The 15,579-nt window shown below is 46.0% G+C and carries 18 protein-coding genes and 1 pseudogene; 7 read left to right on the top strand and 12 right to left on the bottom strand.

Annotated elements, in window-relative coordinates:
* The first annotated feature begins 310 nt into the window (after positions 1-310).
* The 3 genes from QT996_RS26270 (at position 311) to QT996_RS26280 (ending at position 3,856) form a co-directional block, all read left to right on the top strand.
* Positions 311-1,513 carry a Coenzyme F420 hydrogenase/dehydrogenase, beta subunit C-terminal domain gene (locus tag QT996_RS26270; protein ID WP_333050237.1) on the top strand — a complete coding sequence of 401 codons (1,203 nt, stop codon included), beginning with the start codon at positions 311-313 and terminating at the stop codon, positions 1,511-1,513.
* Between the two features lie 104 nt (positions 1,514-1,617).
* Entirely contained in the window at positions 1,618-2,652 is a 1,035-nt protein-coding gene (locus QT996_RS26275) for a M28 family peptidase (protein WP_333050238.1), read from the top strand.
* Positions 2,653-2,839: 187 nt separating this feature from the next.
* A complete protein-coding gene (locus tag QT996_RS26280; RefSeq protein WP_333050240.1) occupies positions 2,840-3,856 on the top strand; it encodes a leucine-rich repeat domain-containing protein in 1,017 nt (338 codons plus the stop codon).
* Between the two features lie 57 nt (positions 3,857-3,913).
* On the opposite strand, the pseudogene QT996_RS26285 reads toward QT996_RS26280, so the two are convergent.
* The 3 genes and pseudogenes from QT996_RS26285 to QT996_RS26295 form a co-directional block, all read right to left on the bottom strand.
* Positions 3,914-4,054 (bottom strand): annotated as a pseudogene (locus tag QT996_RS26285) (element excision factor XisH family protein); the annotation flags it as partial.
* Between the two features lie 30 nt (positions 4,055-4,084).
* Complete coding sequence (locus QT996_RS26290) at positions 4,085-4,456, bottom strand: DUF2237 domain-containing protein (RefSeq protein ID WP_333050260.1); 372 nt, start codon at positions 4,454-4,456, stop codon at positions 4,085-4,087.
* 49 nt (positions 4,457-4,505) lie between these two features.
* Positions 4,506-4,967, bottom strand: a complete 462-nt coding sequence (locus tag QT996_RS26295; RefSeq protein WP_333050241.1) for a GNAT family N-acetyltransferase — start codon at positions 4,965-4,967, stop codon at positions 4,506-4,508.
* On the opposite strand from QT996_RS26295, the gene QT996_RS26300 reads away from it, so the two are divergent.
* Positions 4,899-5,198, top strand: a complete 300-nt coding sequence (locus QT996_RS26300) for a hypothetical protein (RefSeq protein WP_333050263.1) — start codon at positions 4,899-4,901, stop codon at positions 5,196-5,198. The genes QT996_RS26295 and QT996_RS26300 overlap by 69 nt on opposite strands.
* 5 nt (positions 5,199-5,203) lie before the next feature.
* The gene (locus QT996_RS26305; RefSeq protein WP_333050242.1) at positions 5,204-5,836 is read left to right on the top strand and encodes a CatB-related O-acetyltransferase; all 633 of its coding nucleotides are present in this window, start codon (positions 5,204-5,206) and stop codon (positions 5,834-5,836) included.
* Positions 5,837-6,048: 212 nt separating this feature from the next.
* Here QT996_RS26305 and QT996_RS26310 read toward each other — a convergent pair whose 3' ends face one another.
* Entirely contained in the window at positions 6,049-7,281 is a 1,233-nt protein-coding gene (locus QT996_RS26310) for a methionine gamma-lyase family protein (RefSeq protein WP_333050244.1), read from the bottom strand.
* Between the two features lie 80 nt (positions 7,282-7,361).
* Here QT996_RS26310 and QT996_RS26315 point away from each other — a divergent pair, with 80 nt between their 5' ends.
* Together QT996_RS26315 and QT996_RS26320 are read left to right on the top strand one after the other, a co-directional pair.
* Entirely contained in the window at positions 7,362-8,174 is an 813-nt protein-coding gene (locus QT996_RS26315; protein ID WP_333050245.1) for an acyl-CoA desaturase, read from the top strand.
* A 357-nt stretch (positions 8,175-8,531) separates the two neighbouring features.
* Positions 8,532-9,350, top strand: a complete 819-nt coding sequence (locus QT996_RS26320) for a fatty acid desaturase (protein ID WP_333050247.1) — start codon at positions 8,532-8,534, stop codon at positions 9,348-9,350.
* Positions 9,351-9,478: 128 nt separating this feature from the next.
* On the opposite strand, the gene QT996_RS26325 is transcribed toward QT996_RS26320, so the two are convergent.
* From QT996_RS26325 to QT996_RS26360, 8 genes are all read right to left on the bottom strand, one after another.
* Entirely contained in the window at positions 9,479-10,324 is an 846-nt protein-coding gene (locus tag QT996_RS26325; RefSeq protein WP_333050249.1) for an ABC transporter permease, read from the bottom strand.
* A gap of 90 nt (positions 10,325-10,414) precedes the next feature.
* The gene (locus QT996_RS26330) at positions 10,415-11,326 is read right to left on the bottom strand and encodes an ABC transporter permease (protein ID WP_333050250.1); all 912 of its coding nucleotides are present in this window, start codon (positions 11,324-11,326) and stop codon (positions 10,415-10,417) included.
* A gap of 152 nt (positions 11,327-11,478) precedes the next feature.
* A complete protein-coding gene (locus tag QT996_RS26335) occupies positions 11,479-12,609 on the bottom strand; it encodes a spermidine/putrescine ABC transporter substrate-binding protein (protein ID WP_333050251.1) in 1,131 nt (376 codons plus the stop codon).
* Between the two features lie 65 nt (positions 12,610-12,674).
* On the bottom strand, positions 12,675-12,869 hold the full coding sequence (locus QT996_RS26340) for a hypothetical protein (RefSeq protein WP_333050265.1): 195 nt from the start codon (positions 12,867-12,869) through the stop codon (positions 12,675-12,677).
* A complete protein-coding gene (locus tag QT996_RS26345; protein ID WP_333050252.1) occupies positions 12,820-13,950 on the bottom strand; it encodes an ABC transporter ATP-binding protein in 1,131 nt (376 codons plus the stop codon). Before QT996_RS26345 ends, QT996_RS26340 begins: the two co-directional genes overlap by 50 nt.
* A gap of 256 nt (positions 13,951-14,206) precedes the next feature.
* Positions 14,207-14,845, bottom strand: coding sequence for a DUF4340 domain-containing protein (locus tag QT996_RS26350; RefSeq protein ID WP_333050253.1), 639 nt, complete (start codon positions 14,843-14,845; stop codon positions 14,207-14,209).
* A gap of 119 nt (positions 14,846-14,964) precedes the next feature.
* On the bottom strand, positions 14,965-15,219 hold the full coding sequence (locus tag QT996_RS26355) for a hypothetical protein (RefSeq protein WP_333050254.1): 255 nt from the start codon (positions 15,217-15,219) through the stop codon (positions 14,965-14,967).
* A 13-nt stretch (positions 15,220-15,232) separates the two neighbouring features.
* On the bottom strand, positions 15,233-15,579 hold a 347-nt coding region (locus QT996_RS26360; protein WP_333050255.1), incomplete at its 5' end, for a hypothetical protein.

A 15,579-nucleotide genomic window follows, 5' to 3' on the forward strand; every position in this document is an offset into this window, starting at 1 on the left:
GTCATTGGTTTTCTCACTGGATGGTCTTGGATTTTACATTCTTTATCTCTATCACATCTTTAAAAAAATGGTATTAGGTTTAACAGTGAGGTATTCAGCAAGAAACCCGGTTTCTAGCGCAACCTAGGTAAGTCCTGACTAATATTTTTTAAGCTTTGAAAACCGCCAATTTCGGGCGAACCGAATTTGCTCCCGCACAAGCTTGCGTCCGCCTGGGAGGACTGAAAGAAAGAATAAAGCAGGTAAATCAACGGGGAAATGGCTGTGATATCCTAACAAAAGCCATATCTGCATAAAAAAAGTAATTTAGATGACCGCAACAGATTCTACTAAGCACCAAAAATCCAAGGCCCTCAAACCCGGTAGCCGCCGCCCCGCTAAAGAACTTTGCAGCGAGTGCGGTTTGTGCGATACATATTACATTCATTATGTCAAGGAATCTTGTGCTTTCTTAACACAGCATATCGCGGAATTAGAAGAAGAGATTCACGGGCGATCGCGCAATCTCGACAATCCCGACGATTGGTATTTCGGAGTCAGTCAAAATATGATGGCTGCTCGTAAAAAAGAGCCAATTGAGGGTGCTCAGTGGACGGGTATCGTCAGCACAATTGCCATTGAAATGCTCGAAAAAGGAATTGTAGAAGGCGTTGTTTGCGTCCAAAATACTAAGGAAGACCGCTTTCAGCCGATGCCGATTATTGCTAGAAATCGCGAAGAAATTCTGGCAGCAAAAGTAAACAAACCAACTCTCTCTCCCAACCTTTCAGTATTAGAACAAATCGAAGAATCTGGGATGAAGCGGCTGTTAGTAATTGGCGTCGGCTGTCAAATTCAAGCTTTGCGAACAGTCGAGAAAAAACTCGGTTTAGAAAAGCTCTACGTTTTGGGAACTCCCTGCGTGGATAATGTCAGCCGTGCAGGCTTGCAGAAATTCCTAGACACGACTAGCCGCTCTCCTGAAACGGTGGTTTCTTACGAGTTTATGCAAGACTTTAACGTTCACTTCAAACACGAAGATGGTTCAGAAGAGAAAGTGCCGTTTTTTGGCTTGAATACTAAGGAATTGAAAGATGTTTTTGCTCCTTCTTGTTTGAGCTGTTTTGATTATGTCAATTCTTTAGCAGATTTAGTTGTGGGCTACATGGGCGCACCCTTTGGCTGGCAGTGGATTGTGGTGCGAAATGACACCGGGCAAGAGATGTTAGATTTGGTAACGGATCAGCTTAACACTCAGCCGGTGATGTCTAAGGGAAACCGAAAAGAGGCTGTTCAGCAAAGCATTCCGGCTTATGAAAAAGGGGTGACTTTGCCGATGTGGGCGGCGAAGTTAATGGGAGTTTTTATTGAGAGAATTGGGCCGAAGGGTTTGGAATATGCTCGGTTTTCGATTGATTCTCATTTCACTCGCAATTATCTGTACGTGAAGCGCAATTACCCGGAGAAATTAGAGGCTCATGTACCGGAATATGCTAAGCGGATTGTGGGGCAGTATAAGTTGCCCGATGTGTAAACTTTTAGGGTGCGTCAGTCAGGATCTGTTGGATTATGGAAAAAATAACCCTACGTGAAACTGACGCACCTTACTACTCAAGGATAGCTAAATATAGAAAACAAATGCAATTGGGAAAAATCGAATTATGGAATCGCGGAACGTTAACTAGACTGGCTATCCTTAGTACGATCTTAATTAGCCTAATTAGTGGGATATGGTTGAGTATGATTGCAATGCCAGGGAAAAGCTACAGCGGGACAATTCCCCCTTTAACAGCACAGGAAATCTCGCTCCGAGATGCTTTACAGCGCGATGTGGAAAAGCTCGCTGGTGAAATTGGAGAGCGCAACTTTATACAATATCAAAAACTTGGAGAAGCTGCTGACTTTCTCGAAGCATCATTTCAAACTGCTGGCTATAAAGTTGAACGACAAGGATATAAAATTGATGATAAATTTTATTATAACATAGAAGTGGAGATTGCCGGGGCAAAAAAGGCAGATGAAATCGTTGTAATTGGGGCACATTATGATTCTGTGGTGGGGAGTCCCGGGGCAAATGATAACGCAACTGGGGCGGCGGGAGTGCTGGCTTTAGCGAGAATGTTTGCAGGTAAAAAGCCTGAAAAGACTGTGCGTTTTGTGGAGTTTGTGAATGAGGAACCGCCTTTTTTCTGGACTGCTGATATGGGGAGTTTGGTTTATGCCAAAAGATGCAGAGAGCGTAATGAAAAAATTGTTTCGATGCTCAGTTTAGAAACAATTGGTTATTACTCAGATGCCAAAAACAGTCAGAAATATCCAGCACCATTAAACCTTTTTTATCCTACATCGGGAAATTTTATCGGATTTATTGGCAATACATCCTCAAGTAAACTGGTTAGAGAGGCGATCGCATCTTTCCGCCGCCATGCTGAATTTCCCTCGGAAGGTGCTGCAATTCCGGGTGGCATTCCTGGTGTGGGTTGGTCAGATCAATGGTCTTTTTGGCAACATGGTTATCCAGGGCTGATGGTGACAGATACTGCTCCCTATCGCTATCCTTACTATCACACGGCGCAAGATACACCTGATAAGGTTGATTGGGAACGGACGACGAAGGTAATAGCTGGATTGGAGAAAGTTGTGGCAGATTTGGTGGGAGTTGATATTAATTAGTTGTGTGGGGTGCCCAGCGGGGAAAGATTCTCGATCGGCATAGAATATCAGACAAAATGACGACCTAAAAATTAGTATAAGTTGCCTGAGTGAGGTGATTCAGAGAGTTTGTAAGAGATGTTTTGCAGGACCACGGTAAGGCAGTGTCTTTGTTTTATACAGTGGGGAAAATTAGAGGTACAAGATTATGACACTCATAGTTGCACAGAAACACATGAATTTACCAAAGTCGATCGCACTTGCTTGTTGTGCGATCCTAGCATTATCTGGAAGTGGACTGTCTGCGAAAGCCGCAGAAGTGCGATCTGGAAACAGTAGAGGAACATTTGCCGATTGGTGTCGTCAAAAAGCTGATTTGAGTCCTGAAGCTAAACATACTGTTGAGGTGCTTTTGGAGAAAGCAGGGACTACGGAGTGCGATGCGGCCAATCGCCAACTTTCTAGTCTCACAACACTCAGTCTCAGCAACAATCGAATCAACGACATCAAACCGGTGGCGTCCTTGACTAACCTGACTGAGCTCGTCCTCATTGAAAATCAAGTCAGCGACATCAAACCGCTAGCATCTTTGACTAACCTGACACGGCTCTTCCTCCTCGACAATCAAGTCAGCGACATCAAACCGCTAGCATCTTTGACTAACCTGAATTGGCTCGACCTCGACAAAAATGAAATTAGCGATATCAAACCGCTAGCATCCTTGACTAACCTGAACCGGCTCGTCATCAACAACAATCAAGTCAGCGACATCAAACCGCTAGCATCCTTGACTAACCTGAACCGGCTCGACCTCAGGGACAATCAAATCAGCGACATCAAACCGCTAGCATCCTTGACTAACCTGATTTGGCTCGACCTCAAAAACAATCAAATCAGAGACATTAAACCGCTAGCATCGACTAACCTGACTTCGCTCGATCTGAGGGACAATCAAATCAGGGACATCAAACCACTAGAATCCATGACTAACCTGATGGAGCTTTCCCTCGACAACAATCAAATCAGCGACATCAAACTCTTAAACTCGTTGACTAACCTAATTTGGTTCAGCCTCAGCGGAAATCCGATCGCTCCCAAAACTTGCCCTCTTAAGCCAGAGTCTATCTGTAAGTGGGAAGCACCAACTGAAACCCCGATAGATATTCGTTTGGGAGTCCCTATGTTTCCCGACGCCCCAATATTTGCACCTGAATTTCCCCGTTAATTGGTGCTATTTTGCTGCCTTCAATTAGGAGTTTTTGAATGCACTGACGGTAATGCTCTAGTCGAGCCATTTGACTATTGCCTCCTGAACAGGGTTATACACAATAAGCTTGACTTGGTGTTGTCGAACCGACGCTTGAGGTAACTCCCCACTGAAAAAAGATTCGTAAGTTGCGATGGGAACTGCCAAATATAAAGTGCGATCGGGCGATCGCCCACCAACATCCTCCTACAAATCAGCAGCGTGCTGCTTCAATTCATCCAAAGAAACGTATTCCAAAGTCAAGGCGTGAGTCGCGGCCAACACCACAAGCGGTGCACATCCAGCATCCATTGCTTCCTTCCAGCGAGAAGCACACAAGCACCAGCAATCGCCAGCCTTCAAACCGGGAAAGTTAAATTCGGGAACCGGAGTGCTCAAATCATTTCCATTCGACTTGGTAAATCGCAAAAACTCTTCTGTCAGTTGAGCACAAACAGTGTGAGCCCCAAAGTCGCCACCACCTGTATTGCATTTGCCGTCCCGATAATAGCCCGTCATTGGCGAAGTGCAGCAAGTCTCTAATTTTCCGCCCAGAACATTTGTAGCTTCCGTCACGATCGCAACTCCTGAGTAAAACTCTTCGATCTAATTTTACACAAATCGTTGTTTATATATTTTTTTCCATCGCAAAGTTGATGAATTTTTGTCCTCTGCGTTCTACTTCTTGTTTTCTAATCACAATAAATCCCTGGCTTTCAAAAAAAGGTCGAGCTGTAATGCTGGCTTCGGTAAATAACTTGTTAATTCTTAACTCTTTGGCTTTTGACTCAATTTGTTTTAAAATTAGCCTACCAACTCCTTGTCTTTGAAAATTTTGATGACAGTAAAAGCGATCGATATGGCCGCTTGGTTCTAATTCCCCAAAACCTGCAATTTTATCACCCTCTTCTGCTACGAAAGTAAATTTACTGCTTAAACTTTTAGTCCAACTTTCGATATCCATATCTGCTGGCGCCCAAGCATCTACTTGTGCTTTTGTGTAATCGCGGATGTTTACTTCGTGTACCGTGTCGTAAAACAGTTTTACAATTTGTTGGGTATCACCGATTTCGTAGGTTCGTACTCTCATAAATTATCTCACTGCGATCGCTTCTTTGATATTAATTTGGGATTTTTAACCGCTTCGGAACGCGGATGGATGTTGGCTTTTACCATTTTGTCTCATTTCTTGCAGGGCGATCGACCCAAAATTTCTCGTCCATCCCTTGACAAGCTCTACTACTATATGTTAATGAAGCAGAAGCAAACCTCACTCGAATTAACACTACATCAATCCAGCAGCTTAACGAATCAGGATTGAAACTTATGACAGAAATTGGGCCCGATCCAAACCGACCTTATCCGATGACCGAGCAGCCGCGCGTCTGCTTCATCAAAAACTTTATTAAATCCCCCAACATTATCGTCGGCGATTACTCATATTACGACGATCCAATAGATCCAGAAAACTTTGAAAAAAATGTACTTTATAACTACGGAAACGAGCGATTAATTATTGGTAAATTTTGTGGGATCGCGACCAACGTCAAATTCATTATGAACGGTGCAAATCACAAACTAGATGGAATTTCAACTTATCCTTTTCCGGTTTTTGGGAATGGTTGGGAAACAGCGATGAATTTATTAATGGAACTGCCAAGTAAAGGCGATACCGTCATTGGCAATGATGTTTGGACCGGCTATGAATCCCTCATTATGCCCGGAGTCCAAATCGGCGACGGTGCCGTCATTGCGGCCAAATCCGTTGTAGTAAAAGACATTCCCGCTTACACCGTTGTGGGTGGAAACCCCGCCCATCCAATCAAACAGCGTTTTAGCGATGCTGAAGTTGCACAACTATTAGAAATTCGGTGGTGGGATTGGGAAATAGACAAGATTTCGCGCAATGTCAGCATAATTATGCAAAGCGATATTCAAGCACTCAAAAATGCCGAGTAAACTCGCAAATACAGTGATATTAAATTTAACTCCGATCCTGTGTACCGGTTCCGGGGCGATCGCGCCGGCGAGCAAACTCCCAGCAGCCGATCCCGGAGAGCTCTTCTAATCTGCGTTCCTCAGCGTCAATGTGCCTGGATGTGCGGTCAAAAAATCCCCACAAATCACCATGCAAACCCAGGGAACCCCCCGTACCGCACCGCCCCTACAACTTACTTAGCTGGACCCACAGCCTCGATCGCAGCTTCAAGAGCGATCGATACATGAGTCCAATGAGTCCCCCCCTGACAAAAAGCCACGTAAGGTTCCCGCAGAGGCCCGTCAGCGGAAAACTCCGACGTACTCCCATCAATAAAAGTACCCCCAGCCATCACTAACTGACTTTCATACCCGTGCATCGGAGCCGGCACCGGATCTAAATAGGAACCGACGGGGGAATTTTGCTGAACCGCGCGACAAAAAGCAATTAACTTATCAGCAGAACCGAATTCGATCGCCTGAATCACATCTCGTCTTCTAGCCAAAGGCATAGGATTCACTCGATAACCCAACTTATAAAAAACATAAGCCGTCAAATGATTTCCCTTCATCGCCTCCCCCACACAACCCGGAGCCATAAACAAACCCTGAAACAGCAACCGATTCAAATCAAAAGTTGCGCCGCCGCTGCTGCCGATTCCCGGTGCCGTCAACCGACAAGTTGCCGCCTCCACCAAATCCGCCCTGCCAGCAACGTAGCCCCCAGCAGGGACGATCGTACCCCCCGGATTTTTGATCAAAGAACCAGCCATCAGATCCGCACCCACAGCAGTAGGTTCACAATTTTCAACAAACTCCCCGTAACAATTATCAACAAAGCAAATTGTGCTAGGATTCTGATGTTTGACTATGGTGACGATTTTTTCTATCTCAGAAATAGACAAACTCGACCGCCAAGAATAGCCGCAAGAGCGCTGGATAAAAACCAGGCGAGTCTTTGCTGAAATAGTAGAGCTCAGTGCCTGCCAATCCAAACTTCCTTCCCGAGTTAGAGGCAACTCACGGTAACTAATGCCAAACTCAATCAGTGAACCTTGACCTTGCCCCCGCAAGCCGATCACTTCTTCTAAAGTATCGTAGGGAGAACCAGCCACTGCCAACATTTCGTCACCTGGACGCAGGATGCCAAAAAGAGCACAGGCGATCGCGTGAGTACCCGAAACAAACTGTACCCGGACAGCCGCGGCCTGGGCCCCTACCACTTCGGCAAATAACCCGTCCAAAGTCTCCCGACCTAAATCGTCGTGGCCGTAACCCGTAACCCCTGCAAAATGGTGGACTCCAACCCGGTGGCTGCGAAAAGCTTTTAAGACTCGTTGAAGATTTTGCTTGACTGTCGCGTCAATACCAGAAAAAATCTGAAAGAGTGCCTGTTCTGCTTCCTGTAGCCGTGAAACGCTATTCATCTATACCTCGCTCACCAGTTGCGTGCGCGCTGTTCATTATGGCGTAGATGCGGCCCCTAGTTTGTAAACATAATATATTCATGACGATTGCAACTTCCAAAAAAACTTCTCCTGATTGGCCTGTCGTAGGCTTTATGGCCTTTCTGCACATCGGTGCTTTATTTGCTTTGCTGCCGGGTAATTTTAGCTGGTCTGCGGTTGGGCTAGCAGTTTTCCTGCATTGGGTAACAGGTGGTTTAGGAATTACTCTCGGATATCACCGCCTTGTCACCCACCGCAGTTTTCAAACACCGAAATGGCTAGAGTATTTTCTAGTTATTTGCGGTACTCTTTCCTGTGAAGGTGGCCCGATCGACTGGGTAGGAATGCACCGGTTACACCACATACATTCCGACACCGAAACAGATCCCCACGATTCCAATAAAGGCTTCTGGTGGAGCCACATGGGCTGGATGCTCTCTGATCTCCCGATCAGAGTTGAAATCCCCCGCTTTACTAAAGACATCGGCGACGACCCAGTATACAAGTTTCTCCAAGCATATTTTATCCCCATCCAAGTTGTCTTCGGTGTGTTGCTTTATTTATTAGGCGGCTGGTCTTTCGTGGTTTGGGGCGTGTTTATGCGGATCGTGGTGGTGTTCCACTGCACTTGGCTGGTTAACAGCGCTACCCACAAATTTGGCTACCGCACCTACGAGTCGGGCGATGGATCGACTAACTGCTGGTGGGTTGCCCTCCTCACCTACGGCGAAGGCTGGCACAATAACCACCACGCCTTTCAATACTCTGCTCGCCACGGTCTCCAATGGTGGGAAATCGACTTCACCTGGATGACAATTCAACTGCTGCAAGCATTGGGTTTGGCAACCAAAGTGAAATTAGCAGAAAAATAGCATGGGCAATTAGTCATGGGTTGTCGGTCATCAGTTCTGGACTAATGGCTCGTGACCAATGCCTCATCCTGTTTTTGCGATCGGTATAGGTTGGGTTGAAGTAAGCTCGAATCATCTAGTGCGATCGACCCAACCAAAACCAGAATCAGTTATAATATAATTGGGAACAAAAAATTTTGTTTGGCAGCCAAATTTTTTATTTTCAAAATACAACCGTAAATCTTTTTCAATCCTAATCCCAAATCTATCAGTGATTCTTTATTAGTTTGGGCAAGAGTGCAGCACAAAAGTTCACTGCTCAATCCCAACTATTAGGCGTGAATCTAGCTAGGCATCTCATCAGAAATCAAAAAGAGAATGACAATTGCAACGCAAGAAAAACTTCAATATAATTGGAAGCACGTTATTAGTTTAGCAGGCCTTCATATCGGCGCTTTGTTCGCACTGCTACCCAGTAACTTCAATTGGACAGCAGTTGGTTTAACAGTATTCATGCACTGGATAACCGGCGGTTTGGGAATAACTCTCGGATGGCATCGTATGCTGACCCACCGCAGTTTTCAGACACCAAAATTCGTAGAATACTTTCTAGCATTTTGCGGAGCCCTTGCCTGTCAAGGAGGAATAATTGATTGGGTTGGGCTGCACCGATTGCACCACACCCACTCTGACCAAAATGCGCTAGACCCTCACAATGCCCAAAAGGGTTTTTGGTGGAGTCACATCGGCTGGATGCTATATAAAGGTCCAGCTCACGCTGAAATTTCTCGCTGCACAAAAGACATTTCGAGCGACCCCTTTTACCAGTTTTTGCAAAACTACTTTCTCCCCATTCAAATCGCCTTTGGCGTGTTGCTTTACTTAGCAGCAGGCTGGCCTTTTGTAGTTTGGGTAATTTTTGTCCGCTTAGTTGCGGTATATCACTGCACTTGGTTTGTTAACAGCGCCACTCACAAATTTGGCTACCGCACTTACGAAACCGACGATAGTTCTACTAACTGTTGGTGGGTTGCGGTTTTGACTTACGGCGAAGGCTGGCACAACAACCACCACGCTTTTCAATACTCTGCGCGTCACGGTATGAAATGGTGGGAAATTGACTTCACTTGGATGACAATTCAAGTTTTGGAAGCACTAGGTTTGGCTAGTAAAGTGAAATTACCAGCAGCAAAATAGCAGCAATTCAGTCCTAGACGCAGAACCTCTGTAGGATGTCAACTGCGTACCTTACCGCCTCAGAAACCCGGTTTCTCAAAGAAACCGGGTTTTTTGGTGAGTAATAACCAATGAGCTATGACCTATGACTAATGAGCCCGTTTTTGCTCGCCCCGGCCGCGCAAATATTCCGCTAAAAATGCCAATCCTCCCGAACCTACTATCAACAGCACGCTCAGAGCATTAATATCAGGTTTTACCCCAGTCCGAATCCGGCTAAAAATTTCCATCGGCAGAGTTGTAGTCCCGCTACCTGCGGTAAAACTCGCAATCAAAAAATCGTCCATGCTGAGGACAAAAGACAGCAGACAACCGGAAACAATTCCGGGTATTAATTGAGGGAGCAAAACCTGAATAAAAGCCTCCACAGGCGTTGCACCTAAATCCAAGGCAGCCTCTTCTAAATACGGGTTTAAATCTGCCAATCTAGTAGAAACAGCTAGAGCGATGTAAGCCAGACAAAACACAATGTGAGCGGCGACAATTGTCCACAAACTCAGAGGAATAGCCAGCGCCGCTAAAAATACCAGAGTAGCAACTGCGGTAGCAATATCTGGAATAATAATCGGCAAGTAGGAGACTCCCTGATATAAACTCTTGCCTGGAAAGCGGTAGCGGGCTAAACCTACTGCCATCAAAGTGCCGAGTACCGCCGAGATTGCAACTGCACAAACCGCCACTGTTAAACTGTTTCTCAGGGCAACTAAAATCCGCGTATCGCTAAATAATTTAACGTACCAATCTAAAGTAAATCCTTCCCAGCCGGCGCTAAAACGCGATTTGTTAAAGCTGTAAAATGTGAGTACCAGGATGGGCAGGTACATATAAAAAAACATCAAAACGGCAAATATTACCTGCCAAGAAACCTTAAATTTAGGTTTTAAGTACATATCGGCTTGTATTTCCTCCTGTGGATTGTCGGCGGTCTGTTCCATTTCTACGTAATCGGTAATTGGTAATGGGTAATTGGTAATAGGTTAGGATTGTTTTCTTCCTTATTGCTTTTTGCTTCTTCCTTCAACATCCTAAATTGCATTACGATCGCCATATTTGAGCAAAAGGGCAATTCCGATACTCACTACAAAGATTAATACCATACTCAGAGCCGAACCCAGCCCCCAATTTTGAGTCGCCCCCAAAAACTGATTGTAAATCAAACGAGCCGCCGTCATGCTCGAAGCTCCACCGAGTAACTCCGGATCGACAAAATCGCCCAAACAGCTAATAAATACTAGCAAAGAACCCGCAGCAATTCCCGGCATCGTCTGAGGTACTGTCACTTTCCAGAAAGTTTCCACTGGATTGGCACCCAAATCCTGAGATGCTTCTAGTAATCGGCGGTCTAACTTTTCCAAAGATGCGTAGAGAATGGTCACGATATAAGGCAAATAACTGTAAGCCATGCCGATTAAAACTGCGGAACTTTGATTAAGCAATTCCAGAGGAGGAATGCCTACAAGTGCCAGCAGCGAGTTGAGAACCCCCGTAGGACGCAGAATTGTAATCCAAGCATACGATCGCAACAGCGAAGAAGTCCACAGTGGCAACACAAAGCCTAACAAAGTTAAATTCCGCCACTTTTTCGAGACATTGAGGGCGATCCAGTAAGCGACGGGAAATCCCAGCAGCAAACACAGAATAGTAGTCCCCGTTGCGAAAAAGAGCGATCGACCCATCACCTGTAAATTCAGCGGCTCAAACACTCGCAGGTAATTGCCGATTCCCGAAGGATTCACCAAATCTCCCGGCTTAATATTCGGCACCAAACTAAGCTGAAAAATTACCAAAGTTGGTATGACTAATAATAAAAGCAGCAACAAGCCAGAAGGGCCGAGCAATGCCAGTGGCCCAGCCCAAGCAGACCACGGGGAAATAGTTTCAGCCTTCAAAGAAGAATTGGGAGGAATAGGAGGGGGAGTTTTAGTTGAAACAGCCATAGAGCAATTTTTTTTTATTTTTTAACCGCTGATGAACGCAGATTAACGCGGATATAGGGATAGAGCGGGCTATCGGCTGTGCGGGGGCGAGTTTGTGTAAATATTAGGCTATAATTAGAGATTGCGTGGAAAACCCGCCCTACAGGTGATGATTAGCCGCTGGTTAATTGAGTCCAGTAGCGATCGTACACTTCCATAAATTTCCCTACCGGAGCCACACCTTCGCACTTTTTCAAAATATCTTCCGAAGGGAAAAGAATCTCGTTTTCGCGGACTTCCGGCGTCAACAAACTAAAAGCATCTTCCGAAGGAGTTGAAAAACTGAGCCGCTCTACTAAAGAAGCAGCGACATCGGCTTGCAGCAAAAAGTTAATCCATTTATAAGCTGCTTCGGGATTGGGAGCACCTTGAGGAATTACTAAAGTGTCAGTCCACAGAGAAGAACCGCTTTTGGGGACGACATACTTCAATTTATCGTTATCGGAAATTACTTCATTAGCATCAGAAGAATAACACATAGCTACCTTCAAATCCCCCGTCAGCATTTGAGGCCGCCAAGCATCAGTAGTAAAAGATGCGATCGCCGGTTTGAGTTGCACCAACTTTTCGTAAGCTTGTTTCACTTGGTCTTGGTTCGTAGAATTCAGAGAATAGCCCAGCATCCGCAACGCAGCTCCCATGACTTCTCGAACATCACTCGCCAGCGTCATTCGCTTTGCTAACTCTTTTTTATGCTGCCACAAATAGTCCCAATCTTCAGGAGCTTCTTTGAGTTGTTCGGTGTTGTAAATCAAGCCTGTGGTTCCCCAACTCAAAGGCACACTGTAGCGGTTTCCTGGGTCATATACAGGGTTTTGGAACTGTTTTTTGAGCCGATCGAGCCCGCCCAAAATCGAGTGGTCTAATGGGCTTAACAGCCCGAGTTCCGTCATTTGAACCACCATGTAGTCAGATGGGTAAATGATGCTGTAGGCGCGGGCGCCACCGGCTTGAACTCTCGCCAGCATCTCTTCGTTGGAGCTAAACACGTCGGCCACTACGCGAATGCCGGTTTTTTCGGCAAAGCGATCGAGCAAAGCCTTATCGGTATAGCCTGCCCAAGTATAGATGAAAAGTTGGTCGGCAGAACCTTTGACGCGAGGAGCAGATTGTACGTCTGCAAGTCGCCAGCCGCAACTCGAAACAGCTAACCCGGAAATTGTCGCCGCCGAATTTTTTAGGAACTGACGGCGTGTAGAATTAGCCGGGAAAATCCTGGAAATTGGTAAGTTAGTCGGAGGCACAGTTAGATTTTAGATTTTAGATTTTAGATTTTAGATTGGGGAATTGGGGATTGGGAAATTCGATTTTAGATTTGAGAATTTGTAATAAGGAATAATTGGTAATGGGGAAATTCTCCCATTCTCCCCCTCTTCCTTCTTCCTTTTTCCTTCTTCTTGACATCCGTTACATCCGTCGAGCGAATCCGTTGCCGAACTTCCTTCGTTTCCCAATTATCCTCGATCGCCCAAAGCGAGACAATCAGTAGTCCCCCAGTAAGCATAAATCGGCGTATGCGGGTCTGGGAAAGAGCCGCCGGTATTTGGCTGGCGCACCGTAATTTTATCGCCCGACGACAACTCAACGACGTAATGAACGTGCGTGCCCATGTACATAGTATTTTTGAGCCGCCCTTCAAAACAGTTGACGGAAACTTCCGGCTGGTAGAGATTCAAATATACTTTTTCGGGCCGAACGCTGACCACCACAGAGTCGCCTGTGACACCACTCCACATATCCGACTGCTGAACGACTATTTTCAGATTGGCTGATGTGCGAACTGTGATAGTCGATCGGTCGATCGACTCCACCGTACCAGAAAACAAATTTGTATCGCCAATAAAATCCGCCACAAAAGCCGTCTGCGGGCACTCATAAATTTCTTCAGGAGAGCCAATTTGCTCAATCCTCCCCTCGTGCATCACCGCAATCCGGTCAGACAGACTCATCGCCTCTTCTTGGTCATGAGTCACCATCACAAAAGTCAAACCCAATTCTTGATGCAAATTCGACAGTTCCAACTGCATTTGCTTCCGCAACTTCAAATCCAGAGCACCCAGAGGTTCATCCAGCAGCAGTACCGCCGGTCGATTTACCAGAGCTCTTGCCAAAGCCACCCGCTGCTGCTGGCCGCCCGACATTTGACCGGGAAACCTGTTGGCGAAAGATTCCATTTTCACCAATTGCAAAACTTCCCGTACCCGTTCTTCAATTTCCGCTTTCCCCAGCTTTTTTATCCGCAATCCAAAAGCGATATTGTCCCAGACATTCATGTGTCCGAACAAAGCGTAGCTTTGAAACACAGTATTTACCGGACGGCGGTAAGCTGGAGTGTTGGTCATCGACTGGCCTCGAATCATCAATTCGCCCGCCGAGGGAGTCTCGAACCCAGCGATTAAGCGCAGGGTCGTAGTCTTGCCGCAGCCGCTAGGCCCGAGGATGCTAAAAAATTCTCCTTGGCGAATGCTGAGGTCAACTCCGCGGACTGCGGTTTCGCCGTTAAATACCTTAAAGACCTTGCGGAGTTCAACGTCAAGCGCTGTATCCGTTGCTGTCGTACCTTGGTTGAGTGCTGTCTGAAACATAGTCGCCCGTTCCTGGGGTAATGCACGCTATTTTAATACAGTTTAAACTTAAACTTTTTTGTATTTTAGGCGAGGAATGTTGGATGTAACAGGTTTTGGGATTTGTTCTTTAAATTCTATCCCAGAGCGCACCATTCTCAGCAACAGGCTTTCGGGCCTGTTCCACAAGAAAATTCACTCTTTGTGGAACAGGCCGAAAGCCTGTTCATAAAAGATTTATTGAGAATCGTGCAACATCTCAGATCGATCGGGCCATCTATTGATTCTCAGGACTTGGCGTGGGAGAGGGTTTTTGCGGTTTCTCTGTTTTGGGTTCTTCTGCTTTTTTCCACTCTGACAAAGGTCGCTGGACGGCATTTTTAAAGTCAAAAGGCACTAGCAGCACGGGCAAAGTTTGGGCTGAATTTTGAGGGGGCGCTTCCGGCGGATTGGCTTGAGCGTACAAGAAGCGGCCGCTAAAGTCTGTTTTGCCTAAAACTAGGCGGTGAGTTTCCTGGTTGTCCAGTTTTACTGTGACTGTAGCTTGGGGTTGGTCGAGACCGAATTCGGGCAGTTGAGCAGCAGTAATATTAATCGTGCGATCGCTCTTTCCTGTTGCCAACCTGTCTAGCAAGAAATCCACCGATGCCTGACTCGCGTGTGCTTGCACTGGCAATTTCATTTCCCAGTTAGACTTGCCTCCTTTTGTAGCATAAACTCGTTCAAAAGTCAATATTTTTTCCGGAGTTTTGACTGTAAAGAATTGTACGCGATCGGACTTAAAAGCAAAAATTTTCTGTTTTTCTTCCTTAGCGGCTTCCTGTTTCGGAGCCACTTCCATCTCGAACAAAGCAACCAACCCAGTCATGCTCAACGCGACGGCTATCAATACTAATGTATTTTTCTGCAATTTCATAGTAACAGCGAATTGGGCATTGGGTATGGGGGAGTCTGTTATTAATAAGAACTGACAACAGTCAACTGACAACAGTCAACTGACAACAGTCAACTGTCAACAGTCAACTGTCAACTAACTTATCTTCTCTTCCACCAGATAGCGCCACCAATTCCCAGTCCGAGTAAAGGCCAGATTAGCCAAGCTAAAACCAGCAATCCTACTTGGATGGTCGTCATGTTAATGCGGCGGTTGGTAGCTTTTTTCGGACTGATAGAAAAGCTTTGCTGGTCTGGTTTACTCAACCAACTGACTGAATTGAGAAACACGTCGCTATTGAGTTGTTGGTCAAACCAACCGTTAGTCACAAATTGAGATGTACCAATTACTACCATTCGCGATGTTTTTCTAGGAGTTGAAGCCGCAGAAGGAGTTGACTTGGGACTGGGAGATGCTGTGGGTGTTGGTGTTGGCGAACTTTCCGGAGATGCTGTGGGAGATGCTGTCGGTGTTGGCGAAGTCGTCGGTAATGCTGGAGGCGTAGCTTCTTGCGAGACAATCACCGAATAGCTGATTGGGGAAGCTGTTGGTGAAGTTGTTGGCGATGGTGAAGTTGTCGGCGACGGCGAAGTTGTTGGCGATGGCGAAGTTGTCGGCGACGGTGAAGTTGTCGGTGATGGTGAAGTTGTCGGTGATGGTGAAGTTGTCGGTGATGGTGAAGTTGTCGGTGATGGTGAAGTTGTCGGTGATGGTGA

Origin of the sequence: Microcoleus sp. S13C4 (assembly GCF_036700865.1) — a bacterium.
Classification (GTDB): domain Bacteria; phylum Cyanobacteriota; class Cyanobacteriia; order Cyanobacteriales; family Microcoleaceae; genus Microcoleus.

Bases quoted from the DNA above. Each gene is read 5' to 3' on its own strand.
- QT996_RS26270 (WP_333050237.1), top strand. From the start codon at position 311: ATGACCGCAACAGATTCTACTAAGCACCAAAAATCCAAGGCCCTCAAA.
- QT996_RS26275 (WP_333050238.1), top strand. From the start codon at position 1,618: ATGCAATTGGGAAAAATCGAATTATGGAATCGCGGAACGTTAACTAGA.
- QT996_RS26280 (WP_333050240.1), top strand. From the start codon at position 2,840: ATGACACTCATAGTTGCACAGAAACACATGAATTTACCAAAGTCGATC.
- QT996_RS26295 (WP_333050241.1), bottom strand. From the start codon at position 4,967: ATGAGAGTACGAACCTACGAAATCGGTGATACCCAACAAATTGTAAAA.
- QT996_RS26305 (WP_333050242.1), top strand. From the start codon at position 5,204: ATGACAGAAATTGGGCCCGATCCAAACCGACCTTATCCGATGACCGAG.
- QT996_RS26310 (WP_333050244.1), bottom strand. From the start codon at position 7,281: ATGAATAGCGTTTCACGGCTACAGGAAGCAGAACAGGCACTCTTTCAG.
- QT996_RS26315 (WP_333050245.1), top strand. From the start codon at position 7,362: ATGACGATTGCAACTTCCAAAAAAACTTCTCCTGATTGGCCTGTCGTA.
- QT996_RS26320 (WP_333050247.1), top strand. From the start codon at position 8,532: ATGACAATTGCAACGCAAGAAAAACTTCAATATAATTGGAAGCACGTT.
- QT996_RS26325 (WP_333050249.1), bottom strand. From the start codon at position 10,324: ATGGAACAGACCGCCGACAATCCACAGGAGGAAATACAAGCCGATATG.
- QT996_RS26330 (WP_333050250.1), bottom strand. From the start codon at position 11,326: ATGGCTGTTTCAACTAAAACTCCCCCTCCTATTCCTCCCAATTCTTCT.
- QT996_RS26340 (WP_333050265.1), bottom strand. From the start codon at position 12,869: ATGCTTACTGGGGGACTACTGATTGTCTCGCTTTGGGCGATCGAGGAT.
- QT996_RS26345 (WP_333050252.1), bottom strand. From the start codon at position 13,950: ATGTTTCAGACAGCACTCAACCAAGGTACGACAGCAACGGATACAGCG.
- QT996_RS26350 (WP_333050253.1), bottom strand. From the start codon at position 14,845: ATGAAATTGCAGAAAAATACATTAGTATTGATAGCCGTCGCGTTGAGC.
- QT996_RS26355 (WP_333050254.1), bottom strand. From the start codon at position 15,219: ATGGTAGTAATTGGTACATCTCAATTTGTGACTAACGGTTGGTTTGAC.